Here is a 14802-nt window from a genome sequence, read left to right as displayed (position 1 = left end):
TCTCAGCGCCGGCGCAGGTTGCCCAGGATCGAGCGGGTCAGCTCCCGGGTGACCTGGCGGCCGATGCTACCCAGGGTCTTGTCGATCTCGCGCTGACGGCGCTCGGCCGCACGCTCGGCAGCGCGACGCTCACGCTCAGCGGCCTTCTCCGCCTCGCGCTGAAGGCGCTCCGCCTCCTTACGCTGGGCCGCTGCCGCTCGCTCCGCCTCCTTGCGACGCTCCTGCTCAGCCTTCTCCTGGGCCGCACGGGCCTGCGCTGCGGCCTTCTCCGCCTCGCGTGCCTGCTCAGCCTGGACGAGCCGACGGGCCAGGGCCTCGCTGGCCGAGTCAGGGTCGATGGGCTCGGCGTAGCGGGGCAGCAGCGTGGAGCCAGTGAGGATCTGGCTGACGGTGGTCGCCTGGGCGGGCCCCATGACTGAGGCCGGGGCGTCCACGACCACCGGCGCCACCGGTGCCGGGCGGCCCTTCTCATCCAGCACGCTGACCACGGCCTGGCCGGTGCCCAGGGTCTGCAGGACCGTGGGCAGGTCCAGCGGGGAGGTGGGGAAGGTCGTCACGATCTTTTTCAGGTTGGCCGCGTCCGCAGGGGTGTGGGCGCGCACCGCGTGCTGGACGCGTGAACCTAGTTGCGCGAGCACCTGGGTGGGAAGGTCGGTGGCTGACTGGGTGATGAGGACGATCCCCACGCCCTTGGAACGGATGAGGCGCACGGTGTGGGTGACGGCCTCCAGGAAGGCGGGGGAGGCGCCGTCGAAGAGCAGGTGGGCCTCGTCGAGGAAGAAGACCAGCCGGGGACGCTCCAGGTCCCCGACCTCGGGCAGCTCCTCGAAGAGCTCGCCCAGCAGCCACATGAGGAAGGTGGACACCAGCACGCCCTGGGACTGGACGTCGTCGAGCTCCAGGGCGCTGATGACGCCGCGCCCGTCCGCGGTGGCGCGCATCAGCTCGTGCACGTCCAGGGCCGGCTCACCGAAGAAGCGGTCGGCGCCGTCGGCCTCCAGCGCGGTGACCTGGCGCAGGATGACGCCTGCGGTGGCTGAGGACACCCCACCGATGGTGCGCAGTGCCGCCTTGCCCTCGTCCGTGGTAGTCAGGTAGGTCACGACGTCGCGCAGGTCCCCCAGGTCCACCAGGGCCAGACCCTGCTCGTCCGCCCAGCGGAAGACCAGGCGCAGGGCGGCGGTCTGGGTCTCGGACAGGTTCAGCACGCGGGCGAGCATGACGGGGCCGAACTCCGTGACCGTGGTGCGGATCGGTACCCCGTGGCCCCGGCCACCGAGGCTGAAGAGCTCCACGGGGAAGGCCTGGGGCGCCCACTGCTGCGCGGTGGAAGCCAGGCGGGCCTCCAGGCGCTGAGAGGAGGTACCTGGCTCGGCCAGGCCCGTGAGGTCTCCCTTGACGTCGGAGAGGAAGACGGGCACGCCCGCGGCTGACAGGCCCTCGGCCATGAGCTGGAGCGTGCGGGTCTTGCCGGTGCCGGTGGCTCCCGTGATGAGGGCGTGGCGGTTGAGCAGGCCCATGGGGATACCAACCCGTACCCCGGGCACGGCGGTGGGCTCAGCAGCGGGTTCGGCGGCGGGGGAGCCGCTCGACGCCGTCGGCGCGCTGAGGTAGGTGCCGACCGGCAGCACAGGGCCGGAGAAGGAGTAGCCGGCTGCCACGGAGGCGGCGTAGGGATCGTCCTGGGGTGAGGCATCAGGTGAGGGCTCAGGCGCGCTCGGCGCCTGGGGCGAGGCAAGCGCCGCCTCCAAGGCTGCCTGCGCGGCCGCAGCACGTGCCTCGGCGGCCTGGGCCGCAGCCTCGGCAGCCTCAGCAGCAGCCTGGGCGGCTGCGGCCTTGAGACGGGCGACCTCAGCGGGATCAGTGGGCTGGGTGGAGGAGGCGTCAGTCACAGGGGAATGGTACGTGCTCGGGGTCCGGGACCGGGCCCGGTACTACCCTGGACGGCATGAGCCTCGCCGTCGTCACCGACTCCGCGGCCTGCCTGCCGCCCGAGCTCGCGCGCCGTCACGGCATCGAAGTCGTCCCCCTGCACACCGTGCCTGGCGCGGACGGTACGCCCGCCTCGACCTCTCGACCGAGCGTGGAGGAGCTGCGCCGTGCCTACGAGACGGGGCTGGCACGCGGCGGGCCGGTGCTCGCCCTGCACCTGACGGCGGCGCTGTCAGGCACGGTGGACAACGCGCGCCTGGCAGCCGCGCAGCTGGCTGAGGGTGGGTCGCAGGTTACCGTCCTGGACCTCGGAGTGAGCGCGGGGGCGCTGGGCCTGGCGGCGCTCGCGGCCAGCCAGGCTGAGGACCTGCGCCGCGCGCTCGCCCGGGCACGTGAGTCCGCCTCACGCTCGCACCTGACCTTCCTGGTGGACGACCTCGCCCCCTTGCGCCGCGGAGGGCGGCTGGACCGCACGACGGCGATGATGGGCGGGGCACTGGGTATCCGTCCCCTCCTACGGGCCGATGAGCGCGGGATCAGCCTGGTTGAGGTGGTGCGTGGTCGAGCGCGAGCCCGACGCCGGCTCGTTGAGATCGCGGTGGAGCAGGCCGGTGGGGGCCGCACCCGTGGCCCACGCCCGCCGGCCATGCCCGTGCGCCTGGCCGTGCACTATGGGGATGACCCCGCTGACGGGCGGGAGCTGGAGAATGACCTTGCCCAGGCCATGGCCGAGGCCGGCACGCAGGTGGAGGCGATCTTGCGCTCGCCGGTGGATGAGGCGACGAGGGTGCACCTGGGGACCGGGGCGCTGGGCGTCGTCGTCGCCCCGGCGCTGGCTGATCCTCGCCGCTGAGTAGTCCCAGCGGTCTCAAGCGTCCGGTTGCGAGGCTGACGCGCCGGGCGGCGAAGCGTGGTGGCCCGGACGAGGCGAGCCCGGGCTCCACAGGCCGGCCCCGCGACAGGCCTGGCAGCGTCCGTCCACAGGCTCGCAGCGGCCGAGACAGGACTAGCCCTACCGTCGGTGCTATGAGCGGTCGACGTGCCAAGGGCCCAGCGCCTCGCGCCAGCTTGGAGGAGCTGGTGCGTCTGGCCTGCCGCACGGAGGACGAAGCGAGCCAGATCCGTCCACGCAGGGCCGCTCTCCTGCCACGGGTGGCCCTGGCGCTGGGGGTGTGCCTCATCGCCCTGGCCCTGGTACTCGCCGCCCGCACCATGCTGACGGCGCCCGCCGGGCAGGAGGCGCCACCCGGCCGGCGGGCTCAGTCGCCGGTCCCCACCTCCTCCCTTCCCCCAGGTGACCAGGACCTGGTCCCCGTGGACCCAGCCTCGCCCGATAGCGGCCCGGCCCAGGTGGTGGTGCATGTGGCTGGCGCCGTGGCCGTGCCCGGCGTCGTGGTCCTGCGGCCGGGTGCGCGCGTGGCCGACGCGATTGACGCTGCCGGTGGCCCGGCGGCGGACGCGGACACTGACCAGCTCAACCTTGCCCGTCCGCTCGCCGACGGCGAGCAGGTGCGTGTGCCGCGGGCGGGGGAGGACACCTCAACCTGGGCGCAGCAACCTGCCGGCAGCGGGAGCGGGCAGGCTACCGCAGGGCAGACTGACGGGCAGCCAGCACACTCGCAGGGGGCGCAGGCTGGCGGCCTCATCAACCTCAACACCGCTGACGCCGCCGCGCTTGAGGACCTGCCCGGCATCGGACCGGCGCTGGCCGAGCGCATCGTCAGTCACCGCGAGTCCCACGGGCCCTTCGCCACGGTTGAGGACCTCCTCGACGTCCCGGGCATCGGCCAGGCCAAGCTCGAGGCGCTGCGGGACAGGGCCACGGTATGACGGAGCCGCAGTATGAGCAGCGGGCAGCAGGCAGCAGATGACCGGCGGGGCAGTGGCAGTCAGTCGGTGCCCGAGGCCGCCACGGCGCCGACTGCTCCCGAACCCCTTGACCTGCGCCTGGTCCCGGCTGCGGTAGCCGCATGGGTGACGGCGTGGTGGGCGGTGGCGCAGGAGGCACACCTGGGCGTCGTGGTTGTGGCAGCCGTGGTCTGGATCGGAGTCGGTGTGCTCGCGCTGAGGCGGGCGCGGCGCTACCGGCCCGCGCGTCACCGCGCCGACCCGCGCCCAGGGGTAGGGACGGACACCGCCACGGTGCGCGGACCGGCGTCGGCCAGTGTTGCCCTCAGTGCTCTGGCAGCCTGCGCCGTGCTGGTGGTCAGCGCTGCGGGTCTGCACGCCCGGGCAGCCGACCCCCTGATCCAGGCGGCGAGGGCAGGTAGAGAAGTGAGCATCGAGGCCGTGGTGGCGACGGCGCCGCGGGCCACGGCATCTCAGCGCGCCACGAGCGTGCTCGTTGAGCTGACGGTCCTCAGCGTGGACGGCCGGGCCTCACGGCAACGGGCGATGGTCTTTGGCAGGGAAGGGTGGCTACACACGCACGTGGGGGAGCGGGTGCAGGTGCGTACCAGGTTGCAGGCGGCGGAGCCTGGAAGCGGCGAAGCGGCCGTCATCGGGGCGCAGGCGCAGCCGAGGGTGGTGGGGCCGCCGTCGGGCGCGCTCGCGGTGGTCGGGCGCCTGCGTGAGGGACTGGTCGAGGCCGCGGGACGCGAGGGCGTGCAGGCCAGGCGTTGGCCACCGGGAAGCCACGCGCTGGTGCCGGGGGTCGCGCTGGGTGACGACTCGGCGCTGCCGGGTCAGGTCCGTGAGCAGATGCGAGCGGTCTCGCTCACCCACCTCACCGCGGTCTCCGGGCAGCACGTGGCGATCCTGGCCGGTCTGGTACTCAGTGCCTTAGGGATCCTGCCGCGCCGGTGGCGTGCCCTGGCTGGTGCGGTTGCCCTGGCTGGCCTGGTGGTGCTGGTGCGACCGAGCGGCTCGGTGCTGCGAGCGGCTGCTATGGGTAGCGTCATGCTCCTTGGAGTGGCGCTGGGCAGGCGCAGCGCCACGCTGCCGTCGCTGTGCGGGGCGCTGGTGGTGCTGCTGCTGGTGGACCCGTGGCAGTCGCGTGACTACGGCTTCGCGCTCTCGGCCGCGGCGACGGGCGGGATCGTCTTGGGGACGGCGCCGGTGCAGGCGGGTCTTGGCCGGTGGCTGCCGAGATGGCTGGCGACGGTGCTGGCCGTGCCACTCGTGGCGCAGGCGGCGTGTGCGCCGCTGCTCGTCACGCTCCAGCCGAGTGTGGGGTTGTGGGCGGTGCCTGCCAACGTCCTGGCGGCACCGGCGGTGCCGGTGGCCACGTTGTGCGGCTTGGCGGCGGCGTTGGTGGCGCCGCTGTGGCTGGGGCTCGCGGCGGTGGTCGCTTGGCCTGCCCTGGTGGGCTGTGCCTGGCTCGCGCTGGTGGCTCGCGCCTTCGCCTCGTTGCCAGGGGCGGTGGTGGCCTGGCCGGAAGGGGTCTGGGGAGCCGTGGCTCTCGCGGCGATCGAGACGACGGCGGTGCTGGTCGGCTGGCGGAGCGCGAGGGCTAAGCGGCGCAGCCGAGGTGGATGAGACGCGATGGGTCCTGTCACGTGCAAGGACGGACAAGGTGAGGCCCGGGGTCCTCAGTCGATGAGTTCCACTGAGGACCCCGGGCCTATGAGATGGCGGCCATCTCCTTAGGAGCGGCTGCGCCTCCTGCTCAGCAGGAGGGCTCCGGCGAGCAGAGCACTACCTGCAGCGGAGAGTGCCAGTGCGGTGGACGTACCGGTCTTGGCCAGGCTGCGCTTGACCACAGGCTTGGCCGACGGCGTGGGCGTCACGGTTGACGTGGGGCCGGCCGTGGGCTTAGACGTCGCGGTGGGCTGATCGGTTGGTGCCGGCACCGGCTTGGTGCTGGCGGTGAAGATCCAGGTGCCGATGAAGTGGGCGTCGGTCTTGTTGATGGTCTGCTCGGTGGCGTCCCAGGCCTGGAAGGTCCAGGTGCCGTCGTTGGCCTCGTCGACGTAGTCGGTGGCGTCGAAGGTGCCGGGGTTGACGGTGGTGCCGTTGAGGATGCCCTCCTGGTTGGCAGGCGTGCGCTTGGTGATCTCGTCGGGCAGGTCCATGCCCTTGGTGCCGGAGACGAACTCGTGGGTCACCTTGTAGGTGTTGGGGGTGAACTCCCAGGCGCCGTAGAGGGTGGTGTCCTGGGTGATGGTGAAGCTCTGGGCCTTGGTGTTGAGGTCGCTGGTGGTGTACCAGCCGTTGAAGGTCCAGGTTCCGGGGGTGCCGTCCTTGTCGGTAGACTCGGTGCTCAGGCCGTCGGCGATGGTGACGCCGGCGTTGTGGGCGTAGGTGGACACAGCAGGCAACTCGTCGCTGGTGGTGGGAGCGTCTCCCACGATCTTGTAGTCCACCTGGTGCTTGACCTGCTGGGACTGGATCGTCACCTCGACCGGATCAACAAAACTCTTGCTGGGGCGGTCGAACGCCAAGGCGCTCCCGCCAATCCCGTGCAGGGACCCACTTGATGTTCCATCAAAATAGGTATACGTGAAAGACGAGGTGGGTCTCAGCGCGAAGGCTGCCCAGAATGGGCGATTGCTCGGGGCCGCAGATATGTGGTCACTGCTGTAGACAGAGTTCTTTGAGCCGCGGTTCGCACTCTTTTCTCCTATCGTGACGGAGCTGCCCGCGTACGCCTTGATGAGGTTGTCAGAATCGATATTGACAGCCTGTCCTTCATCGACGTCTGTGAAGATGAGGAGTGGGGTTACTTCAACAGGTTTTCCGTTGCTCAGGAAGTCAACCTTGATCGTGACGTCATACTTGAGGGTCTCAAACGCAACCGAGCGCTTGTCGATCATGACTGCGTTCAGCGGAACCTCATCGACCTCTCTCACGGTTCCGTCATTGTTGTGGGATGCTGCTGACATCAGGGTCAGTCGCAAGTCAACCCATGATCCCTCATGGGCATTCTGAAAGACGTTCGAGTAGCTCCAGCTTTGGCCGACCGTGACCTTCTTGGCCGTGATGAGGTCGCGTCCGTCCGAGTTCAGTGTGAACTTGTGGTTCTCGTCCCGCTCCTTGGTTGCGGGGGTTATGACTGAGAGACTGTCCCAATCCACCTCGTCTCCAAGAACGAGCCCCTTGTTGCTCTCTACCTCGAGGACCTTTTTGAGTTCCTCTTTCAATTTTGTCTCAAACGCAAGATTGTATTCTTGCTGCTTCGTGACTGCCGTGTTGAGAGCCTTGATCGCCTCTGCGTTAGACCGCTCGATCCGGGTCTTGGCCTGCTCCGCGTCGTTGCTGGCTACAGCATCAAGCTTCTGTTCTGAGGTGGTGACGGTGACTCCGGCCTCGCGGGCTTTGGCGATGGCGGCGTCCAGGTCCTGCTGGTTGCTGGCGACGATGTAGCCGTTCTCGTCCCACAGGGGCGCGGCGTCAGCGGTTACCGCGTTGTCAGTGGCTGGCTGGGGGGGGGAGTGCTGTCGGCGCTGGCGGCGGGGGCGAGCCCGGTCAGCAGGAGGGCTCCTGCTGCCGCGCTGGTGAGTACCCGCCTGAGGTGGTGTGCCACGGCTGTTCACTCCTTGACGTGTGGTGTGGGACCCGGTGGGGGCCGGGCTGGTAGGTGACGCGGCGCCGTCGTCCGTGTCCTGCGTCCTCGCGCGACCAGGTGAGCTGACGCGTTGGGAAGTGCGGGGAGCGGGGGAGAAGTCGGGCGAGCCGGCATCTTGTGCACAGTCTATGTGCCCCCTCAGGCTCAGTCGACCGCGTGACGGACTCGGTGCCATCCCCAGGACCGCACCGGGTGCGGATTCGTGTCCGAGGTCCGTGGCAGGCTTGGCCCATGGCAGCTTCACGGTCCCCACGCGAGCGCAAGGCACCGGCCGGCCCGGCCTGGAACGAGGTCGGCCTGGCGCCGATCATCCTCATCCGCGCCGGTGAGGAGGTCCTGGCAGACCGCGCCGTGGCCCGCGTGCTCTCCCTGGCCCGCCAGAAGGACCCGACGACGGAGGTCGTGCGCCTGGAGGCCGCCACCTACGAGTCCCACCAGCTCGACGCCCTCGTCTCACCCTCCCTCTTCGGCGAGCCCAAGCTCGTCCACGTCCCCGCCCTGGAGCAGATGAGTGACGCCCTGCTCGCCGACCTGCTCGCCTACGCCTCCCACGCCGACCCCGACGTCGTCGTCCTTCTGCGCCACAACGGCGGCCAGCGCGGCAAGAAGCTGCTCGATGCCCTAGCCGCCTCGCCCTACCCGGTGGTCACCATCGAGGCCGTCAAGTCCCCCAAGGACAAGGCGGCCCTCGTGACCGCGGACGTACGCGCGGCTGGGCGCCGTATCGAGACCGAGGCCGTGGGAGCCCTCGTCGACGCGCTGGGCAGCGACCTGCGCGAGCTGCTCTCCGCCGTCGACCAGCTCGTGGCGGACGTCGAGGGCACCATCACGGTGGAAGCCGTCAACACCTACTACGCCGGGCGCTTCGAGGCCACCGGCTTCACCGTGGCCGACGCCGCAGCCGCCGGCAACGTGGCCAAGGCCGTCACCGCCCTGCGTCACGCCATCGCCACCGGCACTGAGCCCGTCCCGCTCGTGGCGGCCCTGGCCATGAAGATCCGCCAGCTGGCGCGCGTGGCCGCCTCCGGGGGACGGCAGATGAGCCCCAGGGACCTGGGGATGGCTCCCTGGCAGGTGGACCGCGCTCGCCGCGAGCTCGCCGGCTGGTCCGACGACGCTTTGGCCTACGCCATCCAGGCCGTGGCCCGCGCCGACGCCGAGGTCAAGGGAGCCTCACGCGACCCGGTCCACGCCGTCGAGCGCGCCGTCCTGGCCATCTGCAACGCCCGCCACGGACGCATCCCGCGCCCGCGCCACTAAGAGATCCGGAGACAGCCTTCCCGGCCTGCCGCCCTCAGCGCTTGCGGTACAGGGACTTGGTGGCGAAGACCGGCTCGTTGGTCACCTGGATCCCCAGCTGACGGAAGATCCCCTCATCCACCGAGCCCAGGATCGTCGAGGTGTGCACGTCGCAGCCCCGCAGCGAGTCCAGCTGGGCCAGGGCGCGGGCGGCGTTGTCGTCCCCGTTGGCGCTCACTGCCAGGGCGATGAGCACCTCGTCGGTGTGCAGGCGCGGGTTGCGTGAGCCCAGGTGCCGGGTCTTGAGTGCCTGGATGGGTTCAATCGACTCCTTGGCCAGCAGGTCTACCCCCGAGTCGATCCCCGCCAGACGCTTGAGCGCGTTGAGCAGCATCGCCGAGCAGCACCCCAGGAGCTCACTGGTCTTGCCTAGCTCGATCGTGCCGTCCGGCAGCTCGATCGCCGCAGCCGGCGCCTTGGTGGACTTGGCGAGCTTGAGCGTGGGCGGGACCACCGGCCGGTCCTCGCGGTCGATGCCGAGCTTGGACATGAGCAGGGCGATGCGCTCGGACTGGACCGGGTCGGTCATCTCCCGTTTCTCGGCCACCAGCGCCTTGTAGTAGCGGCGGATGACCTCCTGCTTGGAGGCCTCGCGGCAGGCCTCGTCGTCACTGATGCAGTGGCCGGCCATGTTGACGCCCATATCCGTGGGGGACTGGTAGGGCGAGGACCCCAGGATCTCCTCGAACAGCCGGGACAGGACCGGGAAGATCTCGACGTCGCGGTTGTAGTTGACCGTCTGGACCCCGTGGGCAGCCAGGTGGAAGGGATCGATCATGTTGACGTCGTCCAGGTCCGCGGTAGCGGCCTCGTAGGCGATGTTGACCGGGTGGTCCAGCGGCAGGTTCCAGATCGGGAAGGTCTCGAACTTGGCGTAGCCCGAGGCCAGCCCGCGAGCGTGGTCGTGGTACATCTGGGACAGGCAGGTGGCCATCTTGCCTGAGCCAGGGCCGGGAGCGGTGACGACGACGAGGTCGCGCTCGGTCTCGATGTACTCGTTGCGTCCGTAGCCGTGCTCGGAGACGATCCTGGCGACGTCGTTGGGGTAGCCGGGAATCGGGAAGTGGCGGTAGACCTTGATGCCCAGGCGCTCGAGCTTGCGCTTGAAGGACTTGGCCTGACGGTTGTCGTCCGTCCACTGGGTGATGACGACGCTGCCCACGTACAGCCCGTAACCACGGAAGGCGTCGATGTGGCGCAGGACCTCCTCCTCATACCCCGTCCCCAGGTCCGCACGCACCTTGTGACGGGCCAGGTCCTTGGCGGAGACCGCCACGATGATCTCGACCTCGTCCGCCAGCTCGGCCAGCATGACGATCTTGTTGTCCGGGGTGAAGCCGGGCAGGACACGCGAGGCGTGCATGTCATCAATGAGCTTGCCGCCGAACTCTAGGTAGAGCTTGCCGCCGAACTGCGCACGACGCTCGGCGATGTGCTCTGACTGCATCCGCAGGTACTTCTCGCGGTCAAATCCGATTCGCATCGGTGTCTCCTGACGTCGGGGGCTAGCGGGAGGCGGGCATCAGGCACCGGCCCAGGGGATTCTACTGCGTCAGGCTCGCTGACCGCAGACCGCGCGCACTCACCACTGGCACGGATGACAAGGTCGCTGTGTGATCGTCAAGACAAAACTGCTGGACGCCGATAGGCTCACCCTACCCATCTCATTGCCCCCCGAGTACGGATCCGGAGACTGCCATGGGCTTCTTCAGCAAGGACGCGTCCACCCCTTCCTACAACCCGCTCGCCCCGCTCAGCCTCGACCGTGTGGCCAAGGTCCTAGAGGATGACGAGCTCAAGTACGGCTATGACGAGGACGGTGACCTCGCCTGCGGCTGGGACACCGGGATCTTCTTCTTCATGCGTGGTGGTGAGCAGGGTGAGATCCTGCGTATCCAGGGGCGTTTCCATCTTCCTCTGCCTGCCGACGAGCTGCCCAAGGCCATGCAGGCGTGCAACGATTGGAACACCAGGGCCCTGTGGCCCAAGACCTTTGCCGCGCTCAACGATGCCGACCAGACGGTCGTCATGGCTGAGCACAACGTGGACTTCGAGCTCGGAGCCGCTGACGAGCAGATCGCCTTGGCCGTGCACTGCGCCATGACAACGGGTCTGAGGTTCTTCGATCACCTGACCACCGAGATCTTCCCCGAGGAGTGGAAGGTCTTCGAGGCTGAGCAGGCCGAGCGCGAGGCGCTGGGTGAGTGAGCCTGCGGGGGGTGACGTCTCTTTTCCCAGGAGCTTCCAGACACAGATGGCTGATCGTTTCCAGGTAGACCTGGGCGGGATGGTGGACCTGCTCTCCCGCCACCTGTACTCCGGCCCGCAGGTCTATCTGCGCGAGCTGCTGCAGAACGCCGTCGACGCGATGACGGCGCGCGGCCAGCTGCCCGAGCCCGGGCAGGAGCCGATGCGAGTGCGCCTGCGTACTGGCACGGCACCTGACGGTCAGCCCACGCTCAGCGTCACTGACACTGGCATCGGGCTGACTGCGGACCAGGCGCGCGAGCTGTTGGCAACGATTGGTCGCTCCTCCAAACGCGACTCCCTGCTGGGGGAGGGGCGCCGGGAGTACATCGGTCAGTTCGGCATCGGCATGCTCGCGGCCTTCATGGTGGCCGACGAGATCGAGGTCATCTCCCGCTCCTACCTGCCCGGCTCACCGGCGATCCGCTGGAAGGGCAGGGCGGACGGCACCTTCAGCCTGGACGAGCTGGACCCGGCCGGTCATGAGATCGGCTCCCAGGTCCGGCTCGTGGCGCGCCGGGACTGTGAGCACTGGCTCGCCCCCGACATGGTCACCCAGCTGGCACGTGACTACGCCGGCCTGCTGCCAGTGGACCTGGCTATCGCCACGCAGGTCGACGGCGAGGAGCACTGGCTGCGCCTGACCGAGCCCGTCCTGCCCTGGCGCAGGGAGTACTCCTCCCGGGCTGCCCGTGACCAGGCCATGTCCGACTACTGCCAGTCCACCTTCGGCTGGCAGCCGCTGGCCTCCATCCCGCTGGAGGTGCCCGTGGCAGGGGTCAGCGGCGTGGCCTTCGTCCTGCCTCAGGCCGTGGCGCCGGGATCGGGCAGCCACCGGGTCTACACCAAGCAGATGCTGCTGGGACCCCGGGTGGACAAGATCCTGCCTGAGTGGGCCTTCTTTGTGCGCGCCGTCATCAACGCTGACTCCCTGACCCCCACCGCCTCGCGCGAGGACCTCCACGAGGACGAGGTGCTGTGGCAGGTGCGCGAGGCCCTGGGCGAGCAGCTCAAGAGCTGGCTCACCACGTGCCTGAGCGCGCGGGGATCCACCGCGCAGGCGATTATCAAGACCCATCACCTCGCACTGCGCGCCGTCGCCCTGACCGACACCACCGTGCTCGACCTGTGCGCACGTGTCCTGCCCTACGAGACCACGGACGGCCTGCTGACCCTGGCCGAGGCCCGCGGGGAGAGTGAGCTGCTCTACACCTCCACCACCGAGGCCTTCCGCCGCGTCAGCTCCGTGGCCCGTGCCCAGGGCCTGACCGTGGTTAACGCCGGCTACGTCTACGACGCCGATCTCGTCGCCGCGCTCGGCAGCCGACGAGGCTGGCCCATTCGCGAGCTGGAGGCCAAGGACGTGGTCCACCTGCTCTGCCTGCCCACCTCCCAGCGCCTGGCGCAGGTGGCCGCGGCCGTGGCGCGGGCTGAGCAGATCCTCCAGTCATCCGAGACCGCCGTCATGCTGCGCGAGTTCGATCCTGCCGAGGTCCCGGCCATCGTGCTGGTGGACCCCGAGGCTGAGCGTCGGGCGGCGCTGCACGCCGAGTCCGAGGCCTCGCCTGACTTGTGGGGTGGGTTGCTGGGCTCGCTGGACACCGCGCCGCAGGAACCGGCTCGCACCCTGGTCCTCAACGACCGCAGCGAGGTGACGCACCTGCTGCTGGACGCCTACGGCGAGGAGGTCTTTGACGCAGCCCTGACCTCCCTGCACCTGTCCGCCGTCATGCTCGCCGGAGAGGGACTGGGTGCCTCCCAGGCGCGGGCCTACGGAGCCGGCCTGGCTGAGCTGCTTCGCTCGGCGCTCAGACCTGGCACCGGCCGGCCGGGATAGCTACCGCCACCCGGGCGAGGTATCGGACCGGGCAGCAGGCGGCGTCGTCGTCACGATCTCACGCAAAGGAGCCGTACATGAACGAGCAGGAAGCATTCTCCGAGCTGCGACGCATCTCCTCCATGCCATACGGCCAGGCAAGGATCCTGGCTGCCGAGCGCGTGGTCAAGGACATTGAGACCCATCAGCTGGACCGGCTGCTGCCCGTGGGTCTGCTTGACCTGGTGGAGGCCTATACCTTTGCCGATGAGACCATGAGCACGCTGGCCACCTTCGCCAGGATCCTGCGCCTGTACGACTCCCGGCCCGAGCTCTTTGACGCCGTCGACACCCGCAACCTTTATTGGGAGTACAAGTGGGTGGTCAACGACGCCATCGACTACCCGCAGGTCACTGCCGCGCAGGTCGAGGCGCTTATCGAGGACATGGAGCGGCGCTACCGGCTGGCAGGCCTCGGGCTCGGGCCGGTGCGCACGGCGCGGTTCCTGTGGGCCTCCCACCGCGGGGACCCGGAGGTCTGGCAGCGCCTCCAGGAGGTCAAGACCGAGCCCGGCTCGCAGCAGGACGACTGCCGAGCGTGCCAGATTGGCACTGAGGTCAACACGCTCCTGGATGCGAGTCGCTATGAGGAGACGATTGCGCTGGCACGTACCCAGCAGTGGGAATGCAACCAGGAGCCGTGGAACACCCGCACAGCAATGGCGCTGGCGGCCTTCTACGCCGGTGACGACGAGCTGGCGGTGCGTGCCTACAAGGACGCCCTGGCCAGCCGCGACGACGAGCCGCACCACAACCGTGGCGAGAGCCGGCAGATCGAGCTGCTGGCCAGCTCCGGGCACGTGGAGGAGGCCGTCCACCTCATCCGGGAGGCCGAGCACCGGCCGACCCCTGAGCCACCCCGGCCGGCCCTGCTGCGCCTGCTGCACATCATCACCGGGCTCAGCGCAGCCGGGGACGAGCGTTATGAGCCGCTGCGTCAGCGCTCGATCGACAAGGCCCGTGAGCTAGCGGCAGCCTTCGACTCTCGTAACGGCACGACTCGTTACGCCCAGATGCTCGACGCGGCGATCAACACGCCGGTCAGCGGGCGTCACCTGGACTTCGACGCCCGGGCACGCCAGCTCCTGGCCGCCAGCAGCGCCGGCGAGCCCTTGCCTGCGAGCCTGGATGACGACGGCGTGGCTGGGCCGGGTGGGCAGACCCCACCGGCCCCGCCGGCGCAGCAGGACGAGGCCGGGCTGCACGGCGACGGCGCAGGGGCGTGGGCCAAGGCTGAGGAGGCGTTGGGGCAGCAGGACTACCTGCGGGCTGCCTACTACTACCAACGTGCTGCGCTGATCGCCCGCGACGCTGGATTCCTGGAGCGAGCCGGGGCGGCGTACGCCGAGGCCGCGCAGAGCCTCAACGCCGCTGGCGAGGGACTGGCGAGCTCCCTGTTCGCCAAGGCGGTGCCGTTGCTGCGTGCGGGCCAGGCTCCGGCGGACATAGTGGCAGCGGTGCTGGAGGCCTGGGCGCCGGTGGCCTGCGCGCGTGGGGAGGCGGACGCCGTCCTCACTCACCTGTGCCAGATGCTGGAGGAGCTGGCGCGCCGCGAGGACCAGGCGGATCAGACGCGCCTGCGTGCCCGGCTGCAGGACACACTGGCCCGGACGCTGTTCGCCCAGGAGCAGGATCTGGAAGAGGCCTACAAGCTGGCGACCCAGGCTGGCGAGGACTTTGCGGGTTCGGGCTTGGTCAAGGACGTCGCTCACGCCTTCTGGCTGGCCGGACGGATCGCGGTGGCTCTCGGGCGTGACGAGGACGCTGTCTACGCGCTGGAGAGCGCCTTCGAGGGCTTCACGATCGCCAGGTGCCTGACCGAGCGCTCCCAGATCGGGGAGGAGCTGCTGGCGCTGCTGCGCTCAACGGGTCGCACGGACCGGGCCGAGGAGCTGATCAAGGCCCTGTAGCGCGCAGCGACGCGACCAAGGACGAACCAGGG

The 14802-nt window shown here is 69.5% G+C and carries 10 protein-coding genes and 1 pseudogene; 7 read left to right on the top strand and 4 right to left on the bottom strand.

The window, feature by feature from the left end:
* Positions 1–2 precede the first annotated feature (2 nt).
* Positions 3–1892: a helicase HerA-like domain-containing protein gene (locus CYJ26_RS01955; protein WP_006549514.1), complete on the bottom strand. Its 1890-nt coding sequence runs from the start codon at positions 1890–1892 to the stop codon at positions 3–5.
* 56 nt (positions 1893–1948) lie between these two features.
* On the opposite strand from CYJ26_RS01955, the gene CYJ26_RS01950 reads away from it, so the two are divergent.
* The 3 genes from CYJ26_RS01950 (at position 1949) to CYJ26_RS01940 (ending at position 5409) form a co-directional block, all read left to right on the top strand.
* Complete coding sequence (locus CYJ26_RS01950) at positions 1949–2785, top strand: DegV family protein (RefSeq protein ID WP_034234744.1); 837 nt, start codon at positions 1949–1951, stop codon at positions 2783–2785.
* A 173-nt stretch (positions 2786–2958) separates the two neighbouring features.
* Positions 2959–3762, top strand: a complete 804-nt coding sequence (locus tag CYJ26_RS01945; RefSeq protein ID WP_244901989.1) for a ComEA family DNA-binding protein — start codon at positions 2959–2961, stop codon at positions 3760–3762.
* 12 nt (positions 3763–3774) lie between these two features.
* Entirely contained in the window at positions 3775–5409 is a 1635-nt protein-coding gene (locus tag CYJ26_RS01940) for a ComEC/Rec2 family competence protein (protein WP_101637836.1), read from the top strand.
* A 107-nt stretch (positions 5410–5516) separates the two neighbouring features.
* Here the strand turns inward: CYJ26_RS01940 and CYJ26_RS10930 are convergent, their stop codons facing one another.
* Together CYJ26_RS10930 and CYJ26_RS11220 are read right to left on the bottom strand one after the other, a co-directional pair.
* Positions 5517–6314 (bottom strand): SHIRT domain-containing protein, encoded by a 798-nt coding sequence (locus CYJ26_RS10930; protein ID WP_180950814.1) that lies wholly within the window; start codon positions 6312–6314, stop codon positions 5517–5519.
* A 696-nt stretch (positions 6315–7010) separates the two neighbouring features.
* Positions 7011–7613: pseudogene (locus CYJ26_RS11220) on the bottom strand (hypothetical protein); the annotation flags it as partial.
* Between the two features lie 56 nt (positions 7614–7669).
* Between CYJ26_RS11220 and holA the strand changes: the two are divergent.
* A complete protein-coding gene (holA, locus tag CYJ26_RS01930) occupies positions 7670–8698 on the top strand; it encodes a DNA polymerase III subunit delta (protein WP_101637834.1) in 1029 nt (342 codons plus the stop codon).
* Positions 8699–8732: 34 nt separating this feature from the next.
* Here holA and CYJ26_RS01925 read toward each other — a convergent pair whose 3' ends face one another.
* Positions 8733–10220 (bottom strand): DUF1846 domain-containing protein, encoded by a 1488-nt coding sequence (locus CYJ26_RS01925; protein ID WP_006549521.1) that lies wholly within the window; start codon positions 10218–10220, stop codon positions 8733–8735.
* A gap of 215 nt (positions 10221–10435) precedes the next feature.
* Here CYJ26_RS01925 and CYJ26_RS01920 point away from each other — a divergent pair, with 215 nt between their 5' ends.
* The 3 genes from CYJ26_RS01920 (at position 10436) to CYJ26_RS10665 (ending at position 14770) form a co-directional block, all read left to right on the top strand.
* Positions 10436–10945 carry a type III secretion system chaperone family protein gene (locus tag CYJ26_RS01920; RefSeq protein ID WP_024036494.1) on the top strand — a complete coding sequence of 170 codons (510 nt, stop codon included), beginning with the start codon at positions 10436–10438 and terminating at the stop codon, positions 10943–10945.
* A gap of 46 nt (positions 10946–10991) precedes the next feature.
* Complete coding sequence (locus CYJ26_RS01915) at positions 10992–12821, top strand: HSP90 family protein (protein ID WP_101637833.1); 1830 nt, start codon at positions 10992–10994, stop codon at positions 12819–12821.
* Between the two features lie 77 nt (positions 12822–12898).
* Positions 12899–14770 (top strand): ATP-binding protein, encoded by a 1872-nt coding sequence (locus tag CYJ26_RS10665; RefSeq protein WP_180950813.1) that lies wholly within the window; start codon positions 12899–12901, stop codon positions 14768–14770.
* The last annotated feature ends 32 nt before the right edge of the window (positions 14771–14802 follow it).

It is taken from the genome of Actinomyces urogenitalis, from assembly GCF_002861525.1.
GTDB lineage: Bacteria > Actinomycetota > Actinomycetes > Actinomycetales > Actinomycetaceae > Actinomyces > Actinomyces urogenitalis.
This window is presented reverse-complemented; position numbering and strand designations above follow the sequence as displayed.